The following is a 24,530-nucleotide window of genomic DNA, read 5'->3' as shown; positions in this document are numbered from 1 at the left end:
ATTGACCGCCGTGGACGATCGCCCCACCGCCGAGACCGATCTGTTCGAACGCCCCGTGCGTCCCGTCGTCGGACCGCGCGGGATACTCCGGGATCTCGGCCCACGATACGCCGCGAACGGCTTGATCGGGCTCGTCTTCTCGTGCACCGGACCGGTCGCCGTGATCCTCGCCGCCGGCGCCGCGGGCGGGCTGAGCGCACCGCAGTTGGCGTCGTGGATCTTCGGGGTGTTCGCCCTCAACGGGCTGCTCACCATCGTGATGAGCGTCGCCTACCGGCAACCGCTCGGGTTCTTCTGGACCATCCCCGGCACCGTGCTGGTCGGCGGGTCGCTCACCCACCTGAGCTGGGCGGAGGTGGTCGGCGCATTTTTCGTGACAGCGGCCCTCGTGACGGTGCTGGGGGCCTCGGGACTGGTGCGCCGAGTGATGGAAGCGTTGCCGATGCCCATCGTCATGGCGATGGTCGCGGGGGTGTTCCTGAAGTTCGGCATCGATCTGGTTTCGGCGCTCGGTTCCGACGTCGCCATCGCCGCACCGATGGTGATCGTCTTCCTCCTGCTCAGTTCCGTTGCAGTCCTCGGTAAGTGGATGCCTCCCATCCTCGGCGCTCTGCTCGCCGGGGTGGGCGCGGTCGCGCTGTCGGACCGGTTCTCACCGTCCGGGACCGACAGCGCGGTCTTCGCCGCACCGGTGTTCACCGCCCCGCAGTTCACGTGGTCGGCGATCCTCGAACTCGTCGTGCCGCTCGCGATCACCGTGCTGGTCGTGCAGAACGGACAAGGCATCGCGGTGCTGCGCTCGGCCGGGCACAATCCGCCCGTCAACGTCTCGGCGATCGCGTGCGGACTGTGGTCCTTCCTTGCCGCGTGCGTCGGCGCCGTGTCGACCTGTCTGACCGGACCGACCAACGCGCTGCTCGTGTCGTCGGGCGAACGGTCCCGTCAGTACACCGCGGCGATCACATGCGGGACGCTGGCGATCGTCTTCGGACTGTTCGCGCCGCTGTTCGTCCGGTGGATGATCGCCGCGCCCGCCTCGTTCGTCGCGACTCTCGGCGGCCTGGCGATGCTCAAAGCGTTGCAGGGCGCCTTCGTGGCCGGGTTCGCGAGCAAGCACACCATGGGTGCGCTCGTCGCGTTCGTGGTCACCGCCTCGAACATCACCGTCTGGAACATCGGCGCGGCGTTCTGGGGGCTCGTCGCGGGTGTGGCCGTGTCGTGGCTGATGGAGCGTCCGGACTTCAGCCGCTGACCCCGACCCCGACGTACTCGGAGAGATGCTCGCCGGTGAGCGTCGACCGCTCCTCCATGAGTTCGCTGGGGGTGCCCTCGAAGACGATGCGTCCACCGTCGTGGCCGGCGCCGGGACCGAGGTCGATGATCCAGTCGGCGTGGGCCATCACGGCCTGGTGGTGTTCGATGACGATCACCGACTTGCCGGACTCGACGAGCCGGTCGAGCAGACCGAGCAGCTGTTCGACGTCGGCGAGGTGCAGGCCCGTGGTGGGTTCGTCGAGGATGTAGGTCTCCCCCTTCTCGGCCATCGCGGTGGCGAGCTTGAGCCGCTGCCGCTCACCGCCCGACAGGGTGGTCAGGGGCTGGCCGAGCCGCAGATAGCCGAGGCCGACGTCGGACAGTCGCTGCAGGATCTTCGACGCCGCCGGGGTGCGTGCCTCGCCGTCGGCGAAGTACTCCTGGGCCTGCGCGACGGACATGGCGAGCACCTCGGCGATGTTCTTCCCCGCCAGGGTGTAGTCGAGCACGGCGGTCTGGAAGCGCTTGCCCTCGCAGTCCTCGCACACCGATTCGACGGTGGCCATCACCCCGAGGTCGGTGTAGACGACACCGGCGCCGTTGCAGGTCGGGCAGGCGCCCTCGGAGTTGGAACTGAACAGGGCCGGCTTGACACCGTTGGCCTTCGCGAACGCCTTGCGGATCGGTTCGAGAAGACCCGTGTAGGTCGCGGGGTTGCTGCGACGCGAGCCCTTGATGGGGCTCTGGTCGATCGTGACCACGCCGTCGCCGTCGGCCACCGAACCGTGGATCAGCGAACTCTTGCCCGATCCGGCCACGCCGGTCACCACGACGAGCACGCCGAGCGGGATATCGACGTCGACGTTCTGCAGGTTGTGCGTGTCTGCGCCGCGGACCTTCAGGGCTCCGCTCGGGGTGCGCACCGTCGGTTTCAGCGACGCCCGGTCGTCGAGGTGACGACCGGTGAGGGTGTCGGCACGCCGCAGTTCGTCGACGGTGCCCTCGAAGACCACCTGTCCGCCCTCGGTGCCGGCGCGCGGGCCGAGATCGACGATGTGGTCGGCGATCGCGATGGCCTCGGGTTTGTGTTCGACGACGAGCACGGTGTTGCCCTTGTCGCGCAGTTGCAGCAGCAGGTTGTTCATCCGCGCGATGTCGTGCGGGTGCATGCCGATCGTCGGTTCGTCGAAGACGTAGGTGATATCGGTCAGCGACGATCCGAGATGGCGGATCATCTTGATGCGCTGCGATTCTCCGCCGGACAGGGTGCCGGTGGGACGATCCAGCGACAGATATCCCAGCCCGATGTCCGCGAAGGAGTCGAGCAGATGACAAAGGTTTTTCAGCAGCGGGGCAACCTGCGGAAGATCCAGTCCGCGCACCCATTCGGCGAGATCGCTGATCTGCATCGCGCACACGTCCGCGATGCTCCTGCCGTCGATCTTCGACGACCGCGCCTCGGGGGCGAGACGCGTCCCTTCACAGTCCGGGCATGTGGAGAAGACGACGGCCTTCTCGACGAACGCACGGATGTGCGGTTGCATCGCGTCGAGATCCTTGGACAGGAACGACTTCTGGATCTTCGGGATCAGGCCCTCGAAGGTGACGTTGACGCCCTCCACCTTGATCCTGGTGGGTTCCTTGTAGAGCAGGTCGTGGAGTTGCCGCTTGGTGAACTTCGCGATCGGCTTGTCGGGATCGAAGAAGCCGCAGCCGCGGTAGATCCGGCCGTACCAGCCGTCCATGCTGTAGCCGGGGATCTTCAGGGCGCCCTCGTTGAGGGAGAGACCGTCGTCGTAGAGCACGGTCAGGTCGAAATCGGAGATGTTGCCCTTGCCCTCGCATCGCGGGCACATGCCGCCGAGCCGGTTGAAGGTCACCTTCTCGGCCTGGGTCTTCCCCGCGCCCCTCTCCACCGTCACCGCACCACTGGCCCGCACCGACGGCACGTTGAACGAGTAGGCGTTGGGCGGACCGATGTGCGGCTCCGCAACCCGGCTGAACAGGATGCGAAGCATCGCGTTGGCATCGGTGGCGGTGCCCACCGTCGAGCGCGGATTCGATCCCATCCGTTCCTGGCCGACGATGATCGCCGCGGTGATGCCGTCGAGCACGTCGACGTCCGGGCGGGCCAGGGTCGGCATGAATCCCTGCACGAACGCGCTGTACGTCTCGTTGATCAGGCGCTGCGACTCGGCGGCGATCGTGCTGAACACCAGCGAACTCTTGCCCGAGCCGGAGACACCGGTGAACACCGTCAATCGCCGCTTGGGGATCTCCACGCTGATGTCGCGGAGATTGTTCACGCGCGCTCCGTGGACCCGGATCGCATCGTGGGTGTCGGCGACGTGCGCTGCATGTGCCGGTGTGTCCTTCGTCGAGGTCATATTCGAAGACTCCAGTGGTCGTACGGATGCGGGGCGGAACGGGTGCGACGATCGGAGAGTAAGGCCGATCGTGGGATCGGTCAGCGCAATTGCTGGATGCGGACCATGTTTCCCGCGGGGTCGCGGAGAGCGCAGTCGCGGACGCCGTACGGCTGGTCGGTGGGTTCCTGAACGATCTCGGTGTCGCCGGCCTGCAGTTGCTCGAACGCCCCGTCGAGATCCTTCGTCGCGAGGATGATCGACGCGAAGGTGCCCTTGGCCATCATCTCGGCGATGGTGGCGTTCTCCTCCTCCGTGATGCCGGGGTCGGCGTCCGGCGGGTACAGCACCAGGGACGTGCCGGGAGTGTCGCTGCGGCCGAGGGTGATCCAGCGCTTCCCGGCGTAACCGACATCGTTGAGGACCTCGAAGCCGAGGGTGTCGCGGTAGAACGCGAGGGACGCCTCGGGATCGGTGTGCGGAAGGAATGTCTGGTGAATGGTGATGTCCATGCCGATCACGGTATGACCGGCGGACCCGTCCGCGCTTCTCGATTCCTGATCGGTCTGGTGACATTCTTCGCCACGCACGACGGGATGCCGTTCGTCTCCTCGGCCGCCTGCTTGCGGTACACGCTCGGGGGCACGCCGACGAGTTCCGTGAACCGGGTACTGAAGGTGCCGAGCGACGAACAGCCCACCTCGAAGCACACCTCGGTGACGGTGAGGTCGCCGCGTCGCAGCAACGTCATGGCCCGCTCGATGCGCCGGGTCATGAGATACGAATAGGGCGACTCGCCGTACGCGAGCCTGAACTGGCGGCTGAGATGGCCGGCCGACATGTTCACGCCGCGGGCGAGGGCCTCGACGTCGAGGGGCTGGGCGTACTCGCGGTCGATGCGGTCGCGGACGCGGCGCAGCAACGCGAGGTCGCGCAGACGCTGATCGGTGACGGGTTTACCGGGCACGGGTCCGATCGTGCCACGATGCGCCGCCTCGATCCTGTCGTCGTGCGCCTCCACAGCACATCCGCCCCGCGAGGATCCCGGGACCACAAACCGGACCCGCCGTGACCGGAAAACTGACACTCTGTCGATACCTGCCCGTACGGACGAAAGGTCACCGATGGCTCGTGCGGTTCGCGTCGTCGTTCTCGGATCGGGATCGTGGGGAACCACGATCGCGTCGTTGGCCGCACGCAACACCCCGACGACGTTGTGGGCCCGCAACGACGACATCGCGCGTGAGATCGACACCGAGCACCGCAACCGTCGATATCTCGGCGAACGGCCACTGCCGCAGGGCCTGCGCGCGACCTCCGATCTCGAAGAGGCCGCCCGCGAAGCCGACGTCCTGGTGATCGGTGTGCCGTCGCATGCAGTGCGCAAGACACTCGAGCAGGTCGTCGACGAGATCCGCGCGTGGGTTCCGGTCGTCTCACTGGTGAAGGGCCTCGAGCCGGGCACCCGCCTGCGGCCCACCGAGGTGATCGCCGAATGCCTTCCGGGGCACCCCGTCGGGCTGCTCGCGGGTCCGAACATCGCCGGGGAGATCGCCGACGGCATGGCCGCCGCGTCGGTGGTCGCGATGCAGGACGAAGCGGTGAGTGCGGCGCTGCAACCGCTGTTCGCCACGTCGTTGTTCCGCGTCTATCGCAATACCGACGTGCTCGGCTGCGAACTGGGCGGGATCCTCAAGAACATCGTGGCGATCGCGGCCGGCATGGCCGAAGGGCTCAGCGTCGGCGACAACACCCGCGCGATGGTCCTCGCCCGTGGGCTGGCGGAGATGACGCGTCTCGGTGAGGCCATGGGTGCGGATCCGCGCACGTTCGCGGGCCTCACGGGGATGGGTGATCTCATCGCGACGTGCACGAGTCCGTCGTCGCGGAACCGCCGGGTCGGTGAGGCGCTGGCGCGCGGGCTCAGCATCGACGAGGCCGTCGAGGCGCTGGGGCAGGTCGCCGAAGGGGTGAAGACCGCGCCGACGGTCATGGAACTCGCCCGCGAGTACGGGGTGGAGATGCCGATCGCCGCCGAGGTCGCGGCCGTGGTGACCGGGAAGAGCACCCCCACCGATGCCTATCGGGGGCTGCGCCGGGTCACACCCGGCGACGAGAGGGACATCGTCTGACCTTCTCTACCGCTTTCTCGGACGGATCGTAGAAAGCCGAATAGTCGCCTGTCGTGTGCTCCCGACCGGCTGAACGAACGCTCGGTGAAGTGATGTGCCATCGTGGTGACATGACTTCTGCCGCCGACACGCTGTCGTCCCTGCTCGACACCCGTTTCAGCTGCCGCGCCTTCCTGACGAAACAGGTCCCGCGCGAGGACATCGAACGCATGCTGCAGATGGGTCAGCGCACCGCGTCCTGGTGCAACTCCCAACCCTGGCAAGTGCACATCGTCAGCGGCGACGCCACCAACCGACTGCGCGACGCCGTCTACGCGCAGGCCACCTCGGGGAACATGGATCCCGACATCCCGGGACCCGCCGAATACCGCGGCGCCTATGCCGAGCGTCGCCGCGGCGCCGGCTACGCCCTGTACAACGCGCTGGGCATCGCCCGCGACGACTACCAGCGCCGCACCGAGCAGATGCTCGAGAACTACCGCTTCTTCGGCGCACCGCACGTCGCGATCATCACCTCCGACAAGGCCCTCGGCGTGTACGGCGCCGTCGACTGCGGTGGCTACGTCTCGACCCTGCTGCTCGCCGCCGAGTCGCTCGGCATCGCCGCCGTCCCGCAGGCCGCCGTCGCGATGACGGCCACCGCGCTGCGACGCGAACTGAATATCGGCGACGACCGCGACATCGTCTGCGCCATCTCGTTCGGTTACGCCGACGAGGCGCACCCGGCCAATGCGTGTCGCACGAATCGCGCGTCGCTCGACGAGACCGTCGAGTGGGTCGACTGAACTTTCGATCGCCCCGGCCGGGTCAGTCGTTCTGGGCGCGCAGGTACCGCCCGAAGTGCGGAACGGTGAACCCGATGAACCCGCGCTCGGCGGAATAGATCAGGCCCTTCTTGATCAATCCGTCGCGCGCAGGTGACAGGGAGGCAGGCTTCCGTCCGAGTTCGACGGCGATCTTCGAGGTCGCGACAGGCCCGTCGTCGCCCGCCAGATCCGCCATGGCCCGCATGTATTCGCGTTCGGCGGGGGTCGCCCGTTCGTAGCGGGAGCCGAAGAAGCCGACGGCGAGTTCCTCTTCCGCAGTCGGTGCCGCGACCCGCACGTCGTCGGCGGTGATCGGCGAATCCGCTGCGACGTCCCAGGTCGTCTTACCATAGGCCTGCACGAAATACGGGTAGCCGTCGGCGGTTTCATACAGCAGGTCGAGGGCGTCCTGCGTGAACTCGACGTCCTCTCGTGCCGCAGGCGCGATGAGCGCGAGATCCGCTGCCGCACGGTCGAGCCGGTCGATGCGGTGGTAGGTGAACAGCCGCTCGGAGTAGGACTTCGACGCCGACAGCACCGCGGGCAGGTGCGGCAGACCGGCCCCGACGACGATGAGCGGCGCGGCGTCCTGGCTCAGCTCGTGGCAGGCCCCGCAGATCGCTGAGACGTCGTCGGAGCCGAGGTCCTGCATCTCGTCGATGAACAACGCGATGCCCACGCCCACGTCGCGTGCGAGTCCTGCTGCGTCGACAAGCAGTTCGACGAGGTCGATCTCGATGTCGCCCGAGTCGGCCCGCCCTTTCACGGCCGGAGCATCGATGCCGGGTTGCCAGCGTTCGCGCATGCCCTTGTCGGCGGTAGCCCGCAGCGCGAACGACTTGAGCACCCCGAGGAAGTACTCCACCGATTCCGGATCCGGATGCGCGGCGGCGATCTCGCGGACCGCCATGTGCAGCGCCGACGACAGGGGGCGTCGCAGTCCTTGATCGGGACGGGCCTCGATCTTGCCGGTGCCCCAGCTCTTCGCGATGGCGGCGGAGCGCAGATGGTTGAGAAGGACGGTCTTGCCGACACCGCGGAGGCCGGTGAGGACGACGCTGCGTTCGGGTCGTTCCCGGGCGATCCGTTCGAGGACCACCTCGAACGCGGTGAGTTGCTTCTCGCGGCCGGCGAGCTCGGGCGGGCGCTGTCCCGCGCCCGGGGCGTACGGGTTGCGGACAGGATCCATCCGTCGATGCTAACGGCGAACTCGTCGGATTCTGAGCTCATCTAGTGCGTGTCGTAGACGGCCGTATTCGCGTATGTCCGAGCTCGAAACCGCAGTTGTTGTCGACATTTCGGCGATTTCTCGACAACAACTGCAACCTCGGCCGCCCGGAGCGACATGCACGCATGCGCATTTCAGACTTTGACATTCATTTTCGATAGTGGCTATTTCTTTCCCCATGACAACGCTCTCCCGCTACGGCGGCGCCGCCCTCACCGTCGTCGCTGCGACCTTCGCCGCCGCCTGCGGCGGTACGACCGAGGCCGACACCACTGCGGCCGACACCCCCGAGACGACGACCTCCGCCGCCGCTTCCGAAGTGGCGACGGCGCAGCCGCGCCTCGCCCTGACCTACGACGGCGGCGTCCTCGTCGTCGAGGAAGAAGAACTCACCGTCGTCGACGACTTCGCACTCGACGGTTTCAACCGCCTCTCCCCTGCCGGCGACGGACGCCACGTGCTGATCTCCACCGAAGGCGGATTCCGCGTGCTCGACACCGGCAGCTGGACGGAAGCCCACGGCGACCACGGTCACCACTACACCGGCGCACCCACGCTCACCGACCTGACGTTCGCCGCCGAGAAGCCCGGACACGTCGTGCCGCACGCCGGGGTCACCGCCCTGTTCGACGACGGCACCGGACGCATCGACGTGTTCGACCCCGCCGATCTCGCCTCGGCGACCGACCTGCCGGATCTCGACAGTCGCGCGCTCCCCGAGGCCCACCACGGCGTGGCCGTCCCGATGCCCGACGGCGGCATGCTCGTCACCCTCGGCGATTCCGAGGATCGGACCGGTGTGGCGCTGCTCGACGAGAACGGCACCGAGATCACGCGCACCGAACAGTGCCCGGGTGTGCACGGTGAGACGGTCGCGGCCGACGGGGTCGTCGCCTTCGGATGCGAGGACGGCATGGTGATCTTCCGCGACGGAACGTTCACGAAGGCGCCGGTGCCCGACCCCTACGGCCGGATCGGGAACCAGGCCGGCAGCGAGGACTCGCCCGTCGTCCTCGGCGACTACAAGACCGATCCCGACGCCGAGCTCGAGCGTCCCGAGCGCGTCGCGCTCGTGGACACCCGCACGGCGTCGGTGCGTCTCGTCGACCTCGGTACCAGTTACACCTTCCGCTCCCTCGGTCGCGGACCGGCAGGGGAAGCACTCGTTCTCGGCACCGACGGCAACCTCCACGTGATCGATCCCGACTCCGGCGAGATCGTCCGGCGGATCGAGGTGCTCGAGCCGTGGACCGAGCCCGACGAGTGGCAGGCACCTCGGCCCGCACTCGAGGTGCGGGGCGATACGGCGTTCGTCACCGATCCCGCCACCGATTCCCTGTACGCGGTGGACGTGACCTCGGGTGAGATCCGCTCTGCCGAACTGCCGCACACCCCGAACGAGATCAGCGGCGTCGCCTGACTCCGCTACCGGAGTATTCGTCTTTCTAGCTGTGGAGCTAGAAAGACGAATACTCCCCTCACGTCCGGCCGGTCGAGATCTTTCCGCAACGTGATCCGCCTCACTCCCCAAGTTCGCGAAACGGATTTCCCGACCAAAACGGTTGGGGAGGCGATATTCTCGTCGCCTGATCCCGAAGACAACGATTGTGTAACGTGGCGACGCACCTGTTTCCTACCGGGAGGTACCGCCCGTGCTGTTGACCGAAGTCCGTACCCGACCTGTTCGATCCTTGTTGATCGCCATCGGTCTGACGGTCTCGGCGCTGGCAGTCGCGGGATACCTGCGCGACGCGCTGAACGAGTACCTCATGGATCTCGACGTCTTCCGCGATGCCGGCTGGGCCTTCCTGCACCACACCCCGCTGTACACCGAGGGGTTCTTCAGCCATTCCGGTTTCCGGTTCATCTACCCACCCTTCGCGGCGTTCCTCTTCGCCCCGATGGCGTTGGTGGGCAGCACCGCCCTGCAGGTGTTGTGGACGATCGGACTCATCGCTCTCGTGTGGTGGGTGCTCGAGGTCGTCTACCAGCGACTCGACATGTCGCAGCCGAGCCTGATCGCAGCCGCGTCGCTCGGACCGGTGCTGTGGCTCGAGCCGTTCCGCTCCAACTTCACGTTCGGCCAGATCAACATCGTGCTCATGGCACTGGTGGTCGCCGACCTGCTCGGTGTGATCCCGAAGCGCTTCCGCGGTGTCGGCATCGCGCTGGCCGCCGCCATCAAGGTGACCCCGGCCGCCTTCGGCCTGATCTTCCTGCTGCGCCGCGACTGGCCGTCGGCATTCCGCGCGCTGAGCGCCTTTGCCGCGACCGTCGCGTTCGGCTACTGGCTGCGCCCCGATTCGACCGTCTACTTCTGGACCACGGAGTTCTTCGCGACCGACCGCGCCGGCGACCCGTCGTTCTTCCGCAACCAGGCGCTCACCGGTCTCATCGCCCGTTTCGACTTCTCCGACGGCACCGCCAAGGCGCTGTGGCTGGCCGGTGCCCTGGTCGTCGTGGCCGGTACCGCATGGGCCGCCTACCGCTTCCTGCGTGCCGACGAGCCCGTGGTCGCGGTGGCCCTGGTGGGCCTGGCGTCGCTGCTCGCCGCTCCGATCGCCGTCACCCACCACTGGGTGTACGCGCTGTTCCTCGTGCCGCTGCTCGTCGCGCCGGCCTACCGCCGCTGGTGGCCCGTGCTGGGGCCCGCCACCGTGGTCTTCCTCATCGGACCCAACCACCTGCTGCGTGAGGCGTCCTCCGGCGGCTGGGTCGAGCAGTTGCTCCTCGAAGTCCTCGGGACCTCGCAGTGCCTGGCCGCGATCGCAGTCTTCGTCGCCGCGATGGTCGCCGCGCGCCATCGTCGCCCCGGTGCCGAGAACGCCGTCGAGCGCGAGGAGACCGTCGCCGCGCCGGCTCAGGTCCAGAACGCCGACGCGACGAGATAGAGACCCGTCCCGACAACGGTGCTCAGCGCGGCATTGCGTCGCCACAGATGCACCGCGATCGTGCCCGCGAGACCGACGGTCGCGGGTAGCCAGGTCGACTCCCCCACGTCACGCAGTGTGTACATCACCAGGATCACCATGACGCCCGCGGGCATCGTACGGCCCAGGAAATCGACGAAGGCGGAGTTCTTCAGCGCCGACAACGCGAGGAACGGCGCCGCGCGCAACGCGACCGTCACGACGAACATCACCGCCAGAGCGCCGAGGACATATCCGGCGCTGGGCACCGACTCAGGCACGGGCCACCTTGTTCCGGTAGACGAAACGCACGAACAGGCACACCACGAACAACCCGAGCCCGACGACGAGCATCTGGCTTTTCGCGACCAGCAATGCGACGAGACCGCAGACCAGCGCGAGCACCGGCGCCGGCACGTCGCGGTTGGCGCGGAAGGCATCGATCGCAAGCACCGCGAACAGTGCCGTGAGGGCAAACTCGAGTCCGGCGAGCCCGTCGGGGAGCGCTGCCCCGATCAACGCGCCGATCGTGCCCGACACGACCCACATCAGCTGGCAGAGCACCTGGACCGTGAGGATGCGGGTACCCGAGAGCGGCTCACGTGCCTTGGGGGCGACGATCGCGTACGACTCGTCGGTGAGCGCATAGACGCCGTAGAGACGCCCGAGCCGGCTGCGGATGCGGTGCAGCGGGAACGACAGGCCGTAGAAGACGTGCCGGAAGTTCACCAGCAGTGTCGCCGCGGCGACCGAGGCGAGCGGCGTGACCGCCGCGATCAGACCGATCGCGAGGAACTCCATCGACCCCGCGTAGATGACGGTGGAGAAGATCGGCGCCCACCACCATTCGAACCCGCCCTGGGTGAGAACCACACCGAACGCGAGCCCCAGCGGGATCAGTCCCAGCCCGACGGCCCAGGAGTCCTTGATACCCGCGCGGATCTCGAGGGTACGACGGTCGGGCATGCTCATCAGGCTATCGCCGGGCCGGAAGTCTCGGCGCCCGGCCCGGAAGAAGGTGATCTGTGTCCACCTCGTTCACGGAGGTCGTGTCCTCCGCCTGGCAGGCCGTGTCGACCGTCGACCAGCCCGCTCCGACGGTGGTCGTCGTCGGAACGGCGATCGTCGCACTCGTGCTCGTCACCGTTCGGCCGCTGTGGCTGAAGACCCGCCATGTCGTCACGCAGGCGCACGAGGGGTCGCACGCGCTGGTCGCGGCGCTCGTGGGCCGAAAGCTGTCGGGCATCCGTCTGCACAGCGACACCTCGGGGGTGATGGTGTCGTCCGGCAACCCGCGAGGCCCCGGCATGGTCGCGACCACCTTCGCCGGGTACACCGGTCCGGCCGTGCTGGGATTCGCGGCGGCGACGCTGCTGACCCTGGATCGGCCCGCCGCGGTGCTGTGGTCGATCCTCGCCGCGCTCGCTGTCCTGTTGCTGCTGATCCGCAATCTGTACGGATTCGTCTCGGTGGTGATCGCGGGTGCGCTCGTCGGTGCGGCCGCCTATCTCGGGGACCCGATCGTCCGGTACACCGCGGCGTACCTGATCACATGGGTCTTGCTCCTCGGCGCGACCCGCCCGGTCCTCGAACTCGCCCGCACCCATTCGCGCGGTCGTGGCCGGGGTTCGGACGCCGACCAGTTGCGCGGACTGACCCGCGTTCCGGCGGCCGTATGGATCGCGCTGTTCGCGATCGTCACGGCGGGTACCGCCTTCTACGGCGTCACACGGATCGTGGTGACCCAGCTGTCCTGAGTGGCCTCGGGATGCAGGCGGCAGCACGGACGACCGCGTGCAGGCTCGCGGTGAGCACGGAGCGGTGACGCCCCGCTGCCCACCGTGTGTCGTCGCCGCTGCGGAATTCGATCAGGGTGAGTGCGTCGGTGCCGACGCTGCTCTGATGGAGGCCGAGCACCTCGATATCGATGCCGAGACGGGCGAGAGCGTCGGTCGATGCTTCGACGGGACCCACGCCCTCGTGGACACTGCGGTGTTCGGTGCCGCCGACACCCAGCGTGATCGTGGTGCCCGCGTCGGTCACGTCGAAGGCGCGCAGCACCGGTGCACCCGGGACGTCCGGCCGTGCGAGATATGCGGTGTCGAAGATCTCCCACAGTTCGGTCGCAGTGACCTCCCCGCCGCTGGTGTCGGTGTGGTCTTGCACGTGGCGAGTGAAGTCGATCTGGAGCCGACGCGGAATTTCGATGCCGTATTCGCTCTCGAGCAGGTAGGCGACCCCGCCCTTACCGGATTGCGAATTGACACGGATCACCGCGTCGTAGGTACGTCCTATGTCGGCGGGATCGATCGGCAGATATGGTACTCGCCAATCGATCTCGGACTCGGGACGGCCCTCGGCGACGGCGCGTGCCCGGTGCTCGGCGAACCCTTTCCTGATCGCGTCCTGATGAGTGCCGCTGAAGGCGGTGTGCACCAGGTCGCCGACATACGGGTGCCTCGGGTGGATCTCGATGCGATTGCAGTATTCGACGGTGCGGCGGATCTCGTCGATGTCGGAGAAATCGATCATCGGATCGATGCCCTGTGCGTGGAGGTTCAGTGCGAGTGTCGCAATGTCGACGTTGCCGGTGCGTTCCCCGTTGCCGAACACGCACCCTTCGACCCGCTGCGCCCCGGCGAGGACGGCGAGTTCGGCGCACGCGATACCTGCGCCGCGATCGTTGTGCGGGTGCACGGACAGGATCACCGCGTCGCGTCGCGCGAGGTTGGTGTGCATGTACTCGATCTGATCGGCATAGACGTTCGGGGTCGCGATCTCGACGGTGGCCGGAAGATTCACGATCACCGGCCGTTCGGGGGTCGCGTCCCACAACTCGGTGATCGCGTCGCACACCTCGAGCGCGTAGTCGGGTTCGGTGAGGTTGAAGACCTCGGGTGAGAACTCGAACCGCACGTTCGGCAGGTCGCCGGCCAGTTCCAGGACGTCGCGGCCACCGGCGACGATCAGTTCCGTCAGCGCGGTACGGTCGCGGTCGAGGACGACCTCGCGCCAGGTGGGAGCGGTCGCGGTGTACATGTGGACGACGACCTCGTTGCGGACACCCCGGACGGATTCCACAGTCCGCTCGATGAGGTCGCGACGTGCCGGGGTGAACACCACGATGGTGACGTCCGGCGGCGCGATGTCGGTCTCGACGATCAGGCGCACGAAGTCGAAGTCGGTCTGCGAGGCGGACGGATAACCGACCTCGATCTCCTTGTATCCCATCGCGACCATCAGCTCGAAGAAGCGGCGTTTGCGGCCGGGATCCATCGGTTCGGCCAGTGCCTGGTTACCGTCGCGCAGGTCCACCGGCACCCACAGTGGGGCCGCGGTCAGACGTTGTGTGGGCCAGTTCCGTTGCGCCAGTGGAACCTCCACGCGAGAGTACACATCGCGGTAGCGATGTGAGGGCATGGCGGAGTGCCGCTGCCTGTTCCAGACGGGGGCGTCGGCAGGAACCGGACCGGCAGGAGTGAAGATTCGCGGGAACGTGCTGGTGCTCATCGGAGAAGTCCTTCGTCGATCGTCGTTACGAGGGACCGGCGCGTGTTCGACTCCACGACGGGGAGCCGGTCCGGCTAGGCCCCGCCGTGGCGGCGAAGGAGAAGGAACGCGAAGGAGCGCATGTCCCGAAGACTAACATAACTCCTCGGACAAGTAGAGGAGTAGGCGACTCTGCGATGATGGAACCATGACCGTCGTCCGCCGCGAGCCTCTCGCCGACCAGGCCGCCGAACTGCTCCTCGAACGCATCCGATCCGGAGAATGGTCGCTCGGCGCCAAGCTGCCCGGCGAGACGACGCTGGCTCCGCAGCTCGGCGTCGGCCGCTCCACCGTCCGCGAAGCGATCCGTCAGCTCGCCGGACGCGGCATCCTGACCACCCGGCAGGGCGCCGGCGTGTTCGTCACCGCTCTCGACGCACCCGAGGACTGGACGCGCACGGTCGCGCGCGCCGACATCCTCGCCGTGATCGAGGCCCGCATCGCCGTCGAGGTCGAGGCCTCGGCCCTTGCCGCCGCGCGCCGCACCCCCGCCGAACTGCGGGCATTGAAGAAGTCACTGCGGGAACGCGAAACCCATCGCACGGCCATCGAGGAACACGTCGACACCGACATCGTCTTCCACCGCACCATCGTGGTCGCCGCACACAACCCGATCCTTCTCGACCTGTTCGACGGCTTCACACCCCGTAACCGTCACGCCATGATCGAAATGCTCCGCACGCGCGGCACCCACGGGGACGACGCCGACCACGATACCCACCGACGCATCTACGACGCCATCGCGGACCGTGACGGGGTGACCGCCGCCGCCGTCACCCGCGACCACTTGTCCTCGCTCACGACGGCACTCGGCCGATAGCCGGGCCGGTTCTCTGCGGACGGTTCTCGACCTCCCGGGTGCGGGACGGTCACTTCTCGATCTGCATCGCGACCGCCCTCACCGGGGCCCCGTCGACGCCCGCGAACGGGATCGGCAGCAAGGACACGAGCGGATCCGCGAAGTCGATCGCGTCGAGATTGCGCAGGTTCTCGCAGATGATCGCCCCCGCGTCGGCGAGCACGTGGTGCGCTGCGAGCGTCTCGTCGCCCGTGGGATCCACGCTCGGCGCGTCGATTCCGACCGTGCGGACGCCGCGGTCGAGCAACCACCGGCACGCGTCGATGCTCAGGGCCGGATGCTCGAAATAGCGGTCAGTGCCGAAATACCGCGACCAGCCGGTGAGGACCAGCGCGATGTCGCCGGAGCCGATCGCAGGCCCACCCCACATGTCGGCGGTGACGAGCGCACCGGCGCCGACGCGGGCGCGCACGTCGAGCACCACTCCGCGTCCCACGAAGTTCTCCGGCGGTACCGCGTCGATCGCGGCGCCGCCGCTGCGCACGTGTCGCGGCGCGTCGACGTGGGTGCCGGTTTGCGATCCCATGTCGATGCGCATCAGGTCGAATCCGTCGGTCTCGACGGTGGCGTGCGGTGTGAACGTCGGTGCCGGATCCCCGGGATAGACCTGGATGGCCGGGGAGACGATGTGGGTCAGGTCGACGATCCGCCGAACACGCATGACATCACTCCTGTTCGGGTCAGCCGAAATCGACCTGCCGCTGCGCATTCGCGAGCGCGGTGACCACACCGGTGCCGAACGCGCCGAGACGGTCGAACAGCACCGCCGTGCCGACCGCGATGCCCTCGCTGCTGATGTGGTTGTCGGCCTCGATACCGACCTCCGGTCCTTCCGGCAGACGGGACAGTGCCAGGGTGACATCGGAATTGATGTAGCCGACACCTTTGTCCGACCAGTTGGTCACGAACGACGTGCCCTCACCGACGGTCGCGGTGTTGACGAACGGCGACAGCTCCTCGCCGACGATGATCGGCAGCTGCCGCGACCACAGGCGCTTGCGATCGGAGTTCTGGTGTTCCGACCGCACCCGCGTCCATCCCGGGCCGTCGCTGCCGTACCACGACGAGTACTCGAGCGGCCCGGGCTGCGTCTCCGGGGAACCGGGAGGAGGCGTCGGGGACTCGCCGCGCAACCACACCGACCCGGGCGGCGGCGCCGACTTGCGGAGGAAGGTGAGCGTCGCGCGCGCCGACACCTCTCCACCCTGCATCAGGTTCGCGTCGGCGACGCGGATGCGGTTGCCGTCGCGCACCCGGGTGGTGGTGAAGGTGATCGGCTCGTTGCGGACCGGCCTGAAGAGATCGAGCGTGAACCGGGACGGGACGAAACCCTCGACGGCATGGTGGATCTCGAGCTCACGCGCCACCAGACCGCTCACACACGGCCCGTTGAGCATCGTGTCCGACCACGGGCTGGTCGCATACTTCGTGGGCAGGTAGACACCGTCGTCCTCGGTGAAAAAACCGCGGTTCTTGCGCTCGTGCATTCGGGAATTCTCCCAGCACCGGCCGCGGTGCGTTCATCGGGATACCCGAAGATGGGATCGTGCATGTACACGAACCCGATGTTCCGGCTGCCCGTACCCGCCTGATCGTCGACGTCGACACCGGCATCGACGACGCTCTCGCCCTGCTCTATCTCGTCGCGAGCCCGGAAGCCGAGATCGTCGCCGCCCTGTGCACGGCGGGGAACGTGCCAGTGGACCAGGTCACCGCCAACACGCTGTCGTGGCTCGAGGTGTGCGGTCGGTCCGATATCGAAGTGGCTGCCGGATCGCAGGTTCCGCTGGTCGCGCCACTGATGACCACCGAGGACACGCACGGTCCACAGGGGATCGGGTATGCGGAACTCCCCGCTGCGTCGCAGTCGCGGTCGCCGCGATCGGCCGCGCAGGCATGGGTCGATCTCACCCGCGAGCATCCGGGAGAGCTCACCGGGCTCGTCACCGGCCCGCTCACCAACCTCGCCCTCGCCCTGCGCATCGACCCGGAACTGCCGTCGCGGTTGCGTCGCCTCGTGATCATGGGTGGGTGCTTCCACCATCCCGGTAATACGACGCCGACCTCGGAATGGAACGTCGCGGTGGATCCGGAGGCCGCCAAGGTCGTGTTCGACGCGTTCTCGATCGTCCCTCCGGACCGGCGACCGATCGTGTGCCCGCTCGACGTCACGGAGTCGATCGAGATGCATCCCGAGCATGTCGCGCGGATCGGGGACGTCGTCGGTGTGCCCCGATCCGGGGAGCTGTCCCCGGACGCTCCGCGCGGTACGCGGTCGACGGCCGATGTCCCTCTCGTCCGCCACATCTCCGATGCACTGCGGTTCTACATGGAATTCCACCGTGACCAGGGCCTGGGCTTCCTCGCGCACGTGCACGACCCGTTCGCCGCGGCGGTCGCGCTGGGCACGGTTCCCTACACCTCCCGGCCCGCGACGGTCGACGTCGAGCTCGACGGACGGCTCACCCGGGGCACGACGGTCGCCGATCTGTCCGGTATGTGGCAGAGGACGCCGAACGCGGATATCGTGGCGGGCACCCGTCCGGCAGAGTTCTTCGATCATTTCGTCGAGCGGGTGGGATCGTACATTCGCGACTTGAACCTACCCCCGAGTAAGAACTAGCGTCGACAGCGCACAGTTCGGGGACAAGGAGATAAACGTGGCACAGAAAGTGCGCGTCCAATATTTCGACGATATCGACGGCCAACCGATCATGGACGGCCTGGCGCAGTCGTTCCGCATCACGGTCGACGACGACGAGTACGAAATCGACCTGCGGCCGGCGAACGCAGACAAGTTCCTGGCGGTACTCCGCCCGTGGTTGCACGAGAAGGCACCTGAGAAGCCCGATTCGAGCACCCGCACCATCACGCCGAAGCAGACGGCAACGAAGGCCCGCACACGGACGGCGGGGACTCACAAGGCGATTCCGCCCACCCGGTCGCCGGAGCAACTGGCCGCGATCCGGCACTGGGCCCGTAACAAGGGTTACGACGTCAGCTCGCGCGGCCGGATCCCGCGTCACATCCTCGAGCGGTTCGAAGCCGCTCACTCCTGAGCATCACCCGGCTGCCTCCCCCGCGGCAGGCCATGAACGCCACCGACGACCGGTGCCGCCTCGTCACGCGACGAGATGGTGCCGGTCGTCGCGTCGGATGGTCACCGCAGCGACGATCACGCCCACGACCACGCCGATGACGGTGTCGGCGACCCGGTTGACGGCGAGGCCCGGACCCGCGTGTTGCCCGAGACCGGTGAGCAGCAACGCCATCGTCGTCACCCCGACCGAGGCGAGCCCGTAGTTCCGGGTCACCGTGAGTTCGGTGAGCGTCTGGAACAGCACGGCGGCCGCGACCACCGGCCAGTAGCCCAGGTCGAGTGCGAGCAGCACGGCAGCGATCATGGCGCCGCCGACATTTCCGATCAGACGCTGGATACCGCGCTGAACAGCGTTGCGGTAGTTCAATCCTTGCAGCGCCGCCATGGCACCCATCGCAGCCCACAACGGATGGTCGAGCCCGATCGATGCGGCGAACGACGCGGCGAGCAACGACGCCACGAAGATCCGGGCCGCTCCGATCAGCACGAGACGGTCGAGCAGACGACCGCATCCTTCGCGGACGAAGCCGGGCGGCGTGGGCAGCACCGGCCGCCCCTCGGCATCGACACGCGGAATCTCGATGTCGCGCCGCGCTTTCCGAAGTTCCTTCTCGAATCGGGAGAAATCGTCGCAACGTGCGCGGGAGGTGTCGTGCGACCCGCTGTCGAGAACCGTCTCGGCCGCGTCGAGCAGTGCGGCCAGTTCGTGGACATGGGCGTCCGGACGTCGCGGGGCGTTCAGTGCGACGGTCTCGCGCGCCTTCCGGATGCTCTGTCGCGCAGCGGGAACGGCGTCCGCACCGCGGATCTCGACGGTGGAGACCGCCGCGAGGGCGCGTGCGACCGCCAGACGAGCGGGCGTGTGGGGATGGGAGAGCGCGGGGAGCATCGCGATGACATATCCGAGCAGCGCACCGATGGTCGCCGCGGCGGTGACCAGGCCCGCATCGCCCCATCCGTCGGAGAAACCGGCGGCGCCGGCGGCCGCGAAGATGAGGATCACCGGGCCGGGGCCCATGAGCGAGAAGGCCGTGAACACCCAGTATGCGACGGCCGAGCCCAGCGAGAGCGCAACGATCTGCACCCACAGCGGGGCGCCCATCGCGCCGAGCGCAGCCCCGAAGGCGGTGTAACCGACGATGCCGAGGCCGACCCACGGAAGGCGCACGGCGAGACGCGGATACGGTTCGTATCGCAGGAAGGCACTGGTGAGTGAGCCGAGGGCGGCGAAGCCGGCGACTTGTCCGTAACCGAGCAGACCGCCGCCGACGAGGGCGAGCATCGTCGCGAACCCCACGCGCAGCGCCACGGCCACGGTCGGATCGCCGCGCCGCACTTCGAGGGCGTCCTTCCACGCGCTCGCCGACAGCGGATGCGCGAGCGCTCTCCGGGTGTGACGGAGCTGAGGGCGGTCGTCGAGTCGGCGGTCCAGCATCCGTCCACCCTATTGTTTCACTAGTAAAATATCTATGAAATTGTTCGTCCGCTGCCGTTAGACTTGCCACATGCCCTCCGAGACGCCCCAGCCCGATTACGTCGATCGCGTACGTCTCGGATGGACCGCCCACTACCCCGGCCTCGACCTGCGCCCCATCGACGTGATCGGTCGCATCACCCGCATCGGGTCGCTCGCGCTCACCTACTTCGATCGGGAACTCGAACCGAGCGGCATCAGCCGCAGCGAGTTCGAGGTACTCAGCGCGCTCGCCCGCAGCGACCACCCGTTACGCGCCAGCGAGGTCACCTCGATCACGGGGATCTCCGGTGCGTCGACGACGAAGCACACCGAGCGACTCGCCAAACTCGGTCTCGTCGAACGCACACGACTCGAACGCGACGGCCGCGTCGTCCTCCTCACCCTCACCGACGACGGGCGCGCACTCGTCGAGAAGGAGTTCCCGCGACGCCTGGCACGCGAGCGGCAGATGCTCGACGGACTCGACGACGACGAGGTTCAGGTCCTGTCCGACCTGTTGCGCAAGGTCGTCCGCAACGTCGAGAACCACTATCCGGCCTGATCCCCCGAACAGGTCAGGGCATCTCCTGCGTCTCGGCCCGTTCGATCTCGCTCACGGCGCGGCGCAGATACGCCTCGGGAGCCACGCGGCGCGCAGCGACGAGATCGGCGACGACGAGCAGGCCCGCGGCCAGATACTGCTCGGGACGGATCTTCGGGCGTTCGGCGTCGGAATCGGACACTCCGAGCGCACCCGTGAGCACAGCAACAACGGCTTCGGGTTCGAGCGATGGCAGCCATCGCAGTCCGGAACGGACGGAGCGTTCGAGCACGGCCTGCACGTCCTCACCGGCGAGACCGTCGGGATGCAGTTCCTCGAGCAACTCCCGGACCATGCCCGCGTGCACGGCCGTGACCTGCTCGTAGGGCAGGTCGACCAGTACCGCGACCGCCTCGTCGAAGGGCTCGGCCGACTCGCTGCGGGCAGCGGCGAGCGCATCGGCGGTGGCCGTCGCGATCTCCCGCGGCGTTCTCGGCCAGTGGTCGGGCCACACAGCGATCTCCTGTCCTTCCTCCGGACGCCCGGTCACAGGCGTTCCTGCAACGCGAGCGCGTCGTGCGGTGCACAGCCTTTCATGTCGTTGTCGAAGTACACGTAGACGTCCCTGCCGTCGCCCAGCCATCCGCGGATCCGCTCGGCCCACACGTCGAGAACGTCGGGGGTGTACCCGCTCGCATACAGCTCCTTGTCGCCGTGCATCCGCACGTAGACGAAATCGCTCGTGACGTCGGTGAGGAACGGGAACTTTCCGGCCGTGTCGGCGACGACGAGCCCGATGTCGTGCGCGCGCAGCAACTCCACGGCCTGCGGGCTCGCGAGGTCGGGATGCCGCACCTCGACGGCGTGCCGCAGCGGACGCTCGGCGTCCACCTCCACCCACACCCGATCGTCGGCGAGTTTGTCGGTGTGCCGGCGGGCGAGTTCGCCGGCGGCCATCGTCGTGCGGGGCAACCGGGTGAAGAAGTCCGCGAACCTGTCCTCCTCGAAACCGAGGGTCGGCGGGAGCTGCCACAGCACCGGACCGAGTTTCGGGCCGAGCGCGAGCACACCGGAGGCGAAAAAATTGGCGAGGGCGTCGTCGACACCCGCGAGCCGTTTCGTGTGGGTGACGAACCGCCCGCCCTTGACGGCGTAGACGAAGTCGTCGGGTGCGGCGTCCCGCCACGCGAGATAGCTGCTCGGGCGCTGCAGCGAGTAGAACGAGCCGTTGATCTCGATCGATCCGAACCGCTGGGCGGCGTATTCGAGTTCCCGGCGTTGGACGAGTCCTTCCGGATAGAAGTCTCCGCGCCAGCCCGGATAGCGCCATCCCGATATCCCGATCCTCGCCCCGGCCACGTTTCCGAGCGTAACCTCGGCTTCGATTCGGCACGCGAAGCAGCACGACCGCGCTTATCCTCTGGGCTACAAGATCACATCACACGCCAGGAGCCGTCATGTCCACGAGCTCGGTTTCTTCCAACGATCCGTTCCGATCATTACTGAAGCAGATCTGGTGGGTGGTGCTGCTGCGCGGCATCCTCGCGGTCCTCTTCGGTGTCGTCGCACTCGTCTGGCCCGGCATCACCGTGTGGGCGCTGGTGGTCGTCTTCGCGGCCTACGCGATCATCGACGGCATCGTACTGGTCGTCCAGTCGGTCCGTGACAAGCCCGAGGGCTGGGGCTGGTGGCTCGCCATGGGCGTCGTCTCCGTCCTCGCCGGCCTCGTCGCACTGTTCTGGCCCGGCATCACCGCACTCGCACTGCTGTACGTGATCGCGTTCTACGCCATCCTGTTCGGCATCACCGGCATCGTCGGCGGCATCCGTTTCCGGAAGGTCCCCGAGTCCGGATGGGTGTGGTCGGTGCTCGCCGGCGTCGTCGCCGTCCTGTTCGGCATCGTGCTGCTGATCTTCCCCGGCGAGGGCATCCTGAGCCTGATCGTCCTGCTCGGCATCTACGCGATCCTGTTCGGCGTGCTGCTCATCATCCTGGCGTTCCAGGCACGCAGTACGGCGAAGAAGGCCGGCGTCATCTGACCACCGGCCTTTTCCCCGATCGATCTCAGGCGTTGCGCAGGCGACCCCACGCGTGCCAGCGGTCGATCTCGATCCACGCGTTGACGCGCTTGCCGTCGCGCGCGTGGTACGGCTTGCCCGTGTAGTGGCGAGCGATCCGGTCGATGTCCTCCAGGGACGGATCGTCGGTGAATTCGACGACCCGCCCCTGGAGGCTCACGTGCGTGATCCAGTCCTGCGGATCCATCGCCGACAGGCTCACCCGCGGGTCGTTCCGCAGGTAGTCGAGGCGCTTACGGGTGGAGTCCATGTTGACGAGGATGCGGCCGTCCTCGTAGACGTACCAGGTCGGAACGGACACCGGATGACCGTCCGGGCGCAGAGAGCTGATCGTGGCGTAGTTGGGCTGGGTGAGGAATTCTGCGACGGCCCCGGGCACGGGTCGTTTCGGCACGGCACTCCCTTTCGATGCGGTGGATGGATCTCGATATCGAGACTAGGCCGCGATTCCCGGCGAAACCGTCCCGGGCGACGAGGGGAGGACCGACCATGGAGGTCGGGATCCTCGAAAGGAGACGATCATGCCGCGATATCTCTGGCAGGTGAACTACACCGCGGACGGCGCACGCGGGTTGCTCACGGACGGCGGTACGTCCCGGCGCGACGCCATCGTCCGGATGGTCGAAAGTGTGGGCGGGACGGTCGATTCGGTGCACTTCGCGCTCGGTGGTCACGATCTGTACGTGCTCGGCGAGGTGCCCGACGAGATCGCGGCCGCGACACTCGAACTCCGCACCATCGCCTCCGGCGCCGCGCGCTCCACGCCGATCGCCCTGCTCACCCCCGAACAGGTCGACGAGGCCGCGCGCCGCGACGCGAGTTACCGGACGCCGGGGAGTCAGGACGGCTGACCGCTCGCCTCCCGCGACGCACTGCTGGGTATCGTCTGCTCATCCTGTTGCTTTCTCGAAGAAAGTGAATTCGTGATGAGTGTGCGCCCGGCCCAGCGCAGTGACCACCGACCGGCCCGCATCCACCCGGCATGGTGGGTCGCCGCGGTGGCCTTCCTCGCGTTGTTCGGCGCCGCCGGCTTCCGGGCGGCACCCGGCGCGCTCATGGTGCCGCTGCACGACGAGTTCGGCTGGTCGACGAGCGTCATGTCGCTCGCGGTCAGCATCAACCTCGTCCTGTTCGGACTCGTCGCACCGTTCGCCGCCGCCCTGATGGACCGGTTCGGCATGCGCCGGGTGATCTCGTCGGCGCTGTTCCTGGTGGCCCTCGGCGCCGGTGGCAGCGTCGCCATGACCGCCTCGTGGCAGTTGCTCGTGTTCTGGGGACTGCTCATCGGTACCGGCACGGGGTCGATGGCCCTGGTCCTGGCGGCGACCATCGCCGACCGGTGGTTCGTCGAGCGGCGCGGCCTGGTGATGGGCATCCTCACGGCCGGTTCCGCGACCGGCCAGCTGGTGATCCTCCCTCCCGTGGCCGCGCTCGCGGAGAACGTCGGGTGGCGGCAGGCCTCCCTCGTGATCGCCGCGGCGGCGCTCGTCGTCGTCCCGCTGGTGTGGGCGGTGATCCGCGATCATCCCGACGAGCGCGGCGTCCTGCCCTACGGGGCCGACCCCGAGACCTACATCGCGCCGGCGCGGGCGACCGGTGGTGCCGTCGGCCGCGCTCTCGAAGGGCTGGTCTTCGCGGTGCGTCACCGGGCGTTCTGGGCCCTCGCGATCGCCTTCGCCATCTGCGGAGCCACCACCAACGGACTCGTCGGCATCCACTTCATCCCGTCGGCCCACGACCACGGCATGCCCACGACCACCGCGGCGAGCCTCATGGCCGCCGTGGGGATCTTCGACATCGTCGGCACCATCGCCTCCGGATGGCTGACCGACAAGTTCGACCCCCGCAAGCTGCTGGCCTTCTACTACACCTTCCGCGGCGTGGGTCTGCTCCTGCTGCCCTGGTTGCTGCAGGAGTCCGTGCACCCGAGCATGATCCTGTTCGTCGTGGTCTACGGCCTGGACTGGGTCGCCACCGTGCCGCCGACTGCGATGCTGTGCCGCCGGATCTTCGGCGACCGCGGAACCATCGTGTTCGGCTGGGTGTTCGCCTCCCACCAGATCGGTGCCGCGGCGGCCGCTTTCGGAGCCGGGGTCATCCGCGACAACCTCGGCACCTACACCTACGCGTGGTGGGCCGGAGCGTCCCTGTGCGCGGTCGCCGCGTCGCTGTCGATTCTCACCAGGGGCCGCGTCGCCACGACCGCACCGATGGGCCGCAACTGAGCGACGCGACCGCGTGCGGATCGTGAC

General features: G+C 67.7%; 26 protein-coding genes. 13 read left to right on the top strand and 13 right to left on the bottom strand.

Annotated elements, in window-relative coordinates:
• Positions 1-10: 10 nt before the first annotated feature.
• Positions 11-1,252 carry a benzoate/H(+) symporter BenE family transporter gene (locus BLV31_RS03945; RefSeq protein WP_024102367.1) on the top strand — a complete coding sequence of 414 codons (1,242 nt, stop codon included), beginning with the start codon at positions 11-13 and terminating at the stop codon, positions 1,250-1,252.
• Here BLV31_RS03945 and BLV31_RS03940 read toward each other — a convergent pair.
• The 3 genes from BLV31_RS03940 to BLV31_RS03930 all read right to left on the bottom strand — a co-directional run bounded on the left by BLV31_RS03940 (position 1,242) and on the right by BLV31_RS03930 (position 4,587).
• Positions 1,242-3,641, bottom strand: a complete 2,400-nt coding sequence (locus BLV31_RS03940; RefSeq protein ID WP_064061923.1) for an ATP-binding cassette domain-containing protein — start codon at positions 3,639-3,641, stop codon at positions 1,242-1,244. The two genes, BLV31_RS03945 and BLV31_RS03940, sit on opposite strands and share 11 nt — an antisense overlap.
• An 80-nt stretch (positions 3,642-3,721) precedes the next feature.
• The gene (locus tag BLV31_RS03935) at positions 3,722-4,132 is read right to left on the bottom strand and encodes a VOC family protein (RefSeq protein ID WP_026061047.1); all 411 of its coding nucleotides are present in this window, start codon (positions 4,130-4,132) and stop codon (positions 3,722-3,724) included.
• A gap of 5 nt (positions 4,133-4,137) precedes the next feature.
• Positions 4,138-4,587: a helix-turn-helix transcriptional regulator gene (locus BLV31_RS03930; protein ID WP_026061046.1), complete on the bottom strand. Its 450-nt coding sequence runs from the start codon at positions 4,585-4,587 to the stop codon at positions 4,138-4,140.
• 157 nt (positions 4,588-4,744) lie between these two features.
• Between BLV31_RS03930 and BLV31_RS03925 the strand changes: the two genes are divergently transcribed.
• Positions 4,745-5,752 carry an NAD(P)H-dependent glycerol-3-phosphate dehydrogenase gene (locus tag BLV31_RS03925; protein WP_006553146.1) on the top strand — a complete coding sequence of 336 codons (1,008 nt, stop codon included), beginning with the start codon at positions 4,745-4,747 and terminating at the stop codon, positions 5,750-5,752.
• A 110-nt stretch (positions 5,753-5,862) separates the two neighbouring features.
• Positions 5,863-6,537, top strand: a complete 675-nt coding sequence (locus BLV31_RS03920) for a nitroreductase (RefSeq protein ID WP_033097479.1) — start codon at positions 5,863-5,865, stop codon at positions 6,535-6,537.
• Positions 6,538-6,559: 22 nt separating this feature from the next.
• Here BLV31_RS03920 and BLV31_RS03915 read toward each other — a convergent pair whose 3' ends face one another.
• On the bottom strand, positions 6,560-7,747 hold the full coding sequence (locus tag BLV31_RS03915; protein WP_006553144.1) for an ATP-binding protein: 1,188 nt from the start codon (positions 7,745-7,747) through the stop codon (positions 6,560-6,562).
• Between the two features lie 217 nt (positions 7,748-7,964).
• Between BLV31_RS03915 and aztD the strand changes: the two genes are divergently transcribed.
• The gene (gene aztD / locus BLV31_RS03910) at positions 7,965-9,206 is read left to right on the top strand and encodes a zinc metallochaperone AztD (RefSeq protein ID WP_006553143.1); all 1,242 of its coding nucleotides are present in this window, start codon (positions 7,965-7,967) and stop codon (positions 9,204-9,206) included.
• Positions 9,207-9,438: 232 nt separating this feature from the next.
• Entirely contained in the window at positions 9,439-10,677 is a 1,239-nt protein-coding gene (locus BLV31_RS03905; protein ID WP_006553142.1) for a glycosyltransferase 87 family protein, read from the top strand.
• Here BLV31_RS03905 and BLV31_RS03900 read toward each other — a convergent pair.
• The gene (locus BLV31_RS03900; RefSeq protein ID WP_006553141.1) at positions 10,647-10,976 is read right to left on the bottom strand and encodes a branched-chain amino acid transporter permease; all 330 of its coding nucleotides are present in this window, start codon (positions 10,974-10,976) and stop codon (positions 10,647-10,649) included. The genes BLV31_RS03905 and BLV31_RS03900 overlap by 31 nt on opposite strands.
• Positions 10,969-11,667 carry an AzlC family ABC transporter permease gene (locus BLV31_RS03895; protein ID WP_039584261.1) on the bottom strand — a complete coding sequence of 233 codons (699 nt, stop codon included), beginning with the start codon at positions 11,665-11,667 and terminating at the stop codon, positions 10,969-10,971. The genes BLV31_RS03900 and BLV31_RS03895 overlap by 8 nt, the downstream gene beginning before the upstream one ends.
• A 53-nt stretch (positions 11,668-11,720) precedes the next feature.
• Here BLV31_RS03895 and BLV31_RS03890 point away from each other — a divergent pair, with 53 nt between their 5' ends.
• On the top strand, positions 11,721-12,452 hold the full coding sequence (locus BLV31_RS03890) for a M50 family metallopeptidase (RefSeq protein ID WP_006553139.1): 732 nt from the start codon (positions 11,721-11,723) through the stop codon (positions 12,450-12,452).
• On the opposite strand, the gene BLV31_RS03885 is transcribed toward BLV31_RS03890, so the two are convergent.
• Positions 12,421-14,205, bottom strand: a complete 1,785-nt coding sequence (locus BLV31_RS03885; RefSeq protein ID WP_039584263.1) for a 2-isopropylmalate synthase — start codon at positions 14,203-14,205, stop codon at positions 12,421-12,423. The two genes, BLV31_RS03890 and BLV31_RS03885, sit on opposite strands and share 32 nt — an antisense overlap.
• Before the next feature lie 187 nt (positions 14,206-14,392).
• Between BLV31_RS03885 and BLV31_RS03880 the strand changes: the two genes are divergently transcribed.
• A complete protein-coding gene (locus BLV31_RS03880) occupies positions 14,393-15,064 on the top strand; it encodes a FadR/GntR family transcriptional regulator (protein ID WP_039584264.1) in 672 nt (223 codons plus the stop codon).
• A gap of 49 nt (positions 15,065-15,113) precedes the next feature.
• Here the strand turns inward: BLV31_RS03880 and BLV31_RS03875 are convergent, their stop codons facing one another.
• Both BLV31_RS03875 and BLV31_RS03870 read right to left on the bottom strand, forming a co-directional pair.
• Entirely contained in the window at positions 15,114-15,764 is a 651-nt protein-coding gene (locus tag BLV31_RS03875) for a cyclase family protein (RefSeq protein WP_039584265.1), read from the bottom strand.
• Between the two features lie 19 nt (positions 15,765-15,783).
• Positions 15,784-16,590: an acyl-CoA thioesterase domain-containing protein gene (locus BLV31_RS03870; protein ID WP_006553135.1), complete on the bottom strand. Its 807-nt coding sequence runs from the start codon at positions 16,588-16,590 to the stop codon at positions 15,784-15,786.
• A 59-nt stretch (positions 16,591-16,649) separates the two neighbouring features.
• Here BLV31_RS03870 and BLV31_RS03865 point away from each other — a divergent pair, with 59 nt between their 5' ends.
• Entirely contained in the window at positions 16,650-17,726 is a 1,077-nt protein-coding gene (locus tag BLV31_RS03865) for a nucleoside hydrolase (protein WP_033097481.1), read from the top strand.
• Positions 17,727-17,763: 37 nt separating this feature from the next.
• Positions 17,764-18,162 carry a histone-like nucleoid-structuring protein Lsr2 gene (locus BLV31_RS03860; RefSeq protein WP_064061472.1) on the top strand — a complete coding sequence of 133 codons (399 nt, stop codon included), beginning with the start codon at positions 17,764-17,766 and terminating at the stop codon, positions 18,160-18,162.
• Between the two features lie 63 nt (positions 18,163-18,225).
• On the opposite strand, the gene BLV31_RS03855 is transcribed toward BLV31_RS03860, so the two are convergent.
• Positions 18,226-19,638 carry an FUSC family protein gene (locus tag BLV31_RS03855; protein WP_064061473.1) on the bottom strand — a complete coding sequence of 471 codons (1,413 nt, stop codon included), beginning with the start codon at positions 19,636-19,638 and terminating at the stop codon, positions 18,226-18,228.
• Between the two features lie 70 nt (positions 19,639-19,708).
• On the opposite strand from BLV31_RS03855, the gene BLV31_RS03850 reads away from it, so the two are divergent.
• Positions 19,709-20,221, top strand: coding sequence for a MarR family winged helix-turn-helix transcriptional regulator (locus BLV31_RS03850; RefSeq protein ID WP_006553131.1), 513 nt, complete (start codon positions 19,709-19,711; stop codon positions 20,219-20,221).
• Positions 20,222-20,234: 13 nt separating this feature from the next.
• Here BLV31_RS03850 and BLV31_RS03845 read toward each other — a convergent pair whose 3' ends face one another.
• Entirely contained in the window at positions 20,235-20,750 is a 516-nt protein-coding gene (locus BLV31_RS03845) for a hypothetical protein (protein WP_006553130.1), read from the bottom strand.
• Positions 20,747-21,559, bottom strand: a complete 813-nt coding sequence (locus BLV31_RS03840; RefSeq protein ID WP_064061474.1) for a DUF72 domain-containing protein — start codon at positions 21,557-21,559, stop codon at positions 20,747-20,749. Before BLV31_RS03840 ends, BLV31_RS03845 begins: the two co-directional genes overlap by 4 nt.
• A gap of 98 nt (positions 21,560-21,657) precedes the next feature.
• Between BLV31_RS03840 and BLV31_RS03835 the strand changes: the two genes are divergently transcribed.
• Entirely contained in the window at positions 21,658-22,239 is a 582-nt protein-coding gene (locus tag BLV31_RS03835; RefSeq protein ID WP_033097483.1) for an HdeD family acid-resistance protein, read from the top strand.
• Positions 22,240-22,264: 25 nt separating this feature from the next.
• On the opposite strand, the gene BLV31_RS03830 is transcribed toward BLV31_RS03835, so the two are convergent.
• Positions 22,265-22,672 carry a TIGR03618 family F420-dependent PPOX class oxidoreductase gene (locus BLV31_RS03830; RefSeq protein ID WP_006553127.1) on the bottom strand — a complete coding sequence of 136 codons (408 nt, stop codon included), beginning with the start codon at positions 22,670-22,672 and terminating at the stop codon, positions 22,265-22,267.
• Between the two features lie 127 nt (positions 22,673-22,799).
• On the opposite strand from BLV31_RS03830, the gene BLV31_RS03825 reads away from it, so the two are divergent.
• Positions 22,800-23,129 (top strand): GYD domain-containing protein, encoded by a 330-nt coding sequence (locus BLV31_RS03825; RefSeq protein ID WP_006553126.1) that lies wholly within the window; start codon positions 22,800-22,802, stop codon positions 23,127-23,129.
• A gap of 75 nt (positions 23,130-23,204) precedes the next feature.
• Positions 23,205-24,503, top strand: a complete 1,299-nt coding sequence (locus BLV31_RS03820; protein ID WP_019288841.1) for an MFS transporter — start codon at positions 23,205-23,207, stop codon at positions 24,501-24,503.
• Positions 24,504-24,530: the final 27 nt, after the last annotated feature.

Origin of the sequence: Rhodococcus pyridinivorans, from assembly GCF_900105195.1 — a bacterium.
Taxonomy (GTDB): Bacteria; Actinomycetota; Actinomycetes; order Mycobacteriales; family Mycobacteriaceae; genus Rhodococcus; species Rhodococcus pyridinivorans.
This window is presented reverse-complemented; position numbering and strand designations above follow the sequence as displayed.

Bases quoted from the DNA above. Each gene is read 5' to 3' on its own strand.
- BLV31_RS03940 (WP_064061923.1), bottom strand. From the start codon at position 3,641: ATGACCTCGACGAAGGACACACCGGCACATGCAGCGCACGTCGCCGAC.
- BLV31_RS03935 (WP_026061047.1), bottom strand. From the start codon at position 4,132: ATGGACATCACCATTCACCAGACATTCCTTCCGCACACCGATCCCGAG.
- BLV31_RS03925 (WP_006553146.1), top strand. From the start codon at position 4,745: ATGGCTCGTGCGGTTCGCGTCGTCGTTCTCGGATCGGGATCGTGGGGA.
- BLV31_RS03920 (WP_033097479.1), top strand. From the start codon at position 5,863: ATGACTTCTGCCGCCGACACGCTGTCGTCCCTGCTCGACACCCGTTTC.
- BLV31_RS03915 (WP_006553144.1), bottom strand. From the start codon at position 7,747: ATGGATCCTGTCCGCAACCCGTACGCCCCGGGCGCGGGACAGCGCCCG.
- aztD (WP_006553143.1), top strand. From the start codon at position 7,965: ATGACAACGCTCTCCCGCTACGGCGGCGCCGCCCTCACCGTCGTCGCT.
- BLV31_RS03895 (WP_039584261.1), bottom strand. From the start codon at position 11,667: ATGAGCATGCCCGACCGTCGTACCCTCGAGATCCGCGCGGGTATCAAG.
- BLV31_RS03885 (WP_039584263.1), bottom strand. From the start codon at position 14,205: ATGAGCACCAGCACGTTCCCGCGAATCTTCACTCCTGCCGGTCCGGTT.
- BLV31_RS03880 (WP_039584264.1), top strand. From the start codon at position 14,393: ATGACCGTCGTCCGCCGCGAGCCTCTCGCCGACCAGGCCGCCGAACTG.
- BLV31_RS03875 (WP_039584265.1), bottom strand. From the start codon at position 15,764: ATGCGTGTTCGGCGGATCGTCGACCTGACCCACATCGTCTCCCCGGCC.
- BLV31_RS03870 (WP_006553135.1), bottom strand. From the start codon at position 16,590: ATGCACGAGCGCAAGAACCGCGGTTTTTTCACCGAGGACGACGGTGTC.
- BLV31_RS03855 (WP_064061473.1), bottom strand. From the start codon at position 19,638: ATGCTGGACCGCCGACTCGACGACCGCCCTCAGCTCCGTCACACCCGG.
- BLV31_RS03850 (WP_006553131.1), top strand. From the start codon at position 19,709: ATGCCCTCCGAGACGCCCCAGCCCGATTACGTCGATCGCGTACGTCTC.
- BLV31_RS03835 (WP_033097483.1), top strand. From the start codon at position 21,658: ATGTCCACGAGCTCGGTTTCTTCCAACGATCCGTTCCGATCATTACTG.
- BLV31_RS03825 (WP_006553126.1), top strand. From the start codon at position 22,800: ATGCCGCGATATCTCTGGCAGGTGAACTACACCGCGGACGGCGCACGC.
- BLV31_RS03820 (WP_019288841.1), top strand. From the start codon at position 23,205: ATGAGTGTGCGCCCGGCCCAGCGCAGTGACCACCGACCGGCCCGCATC.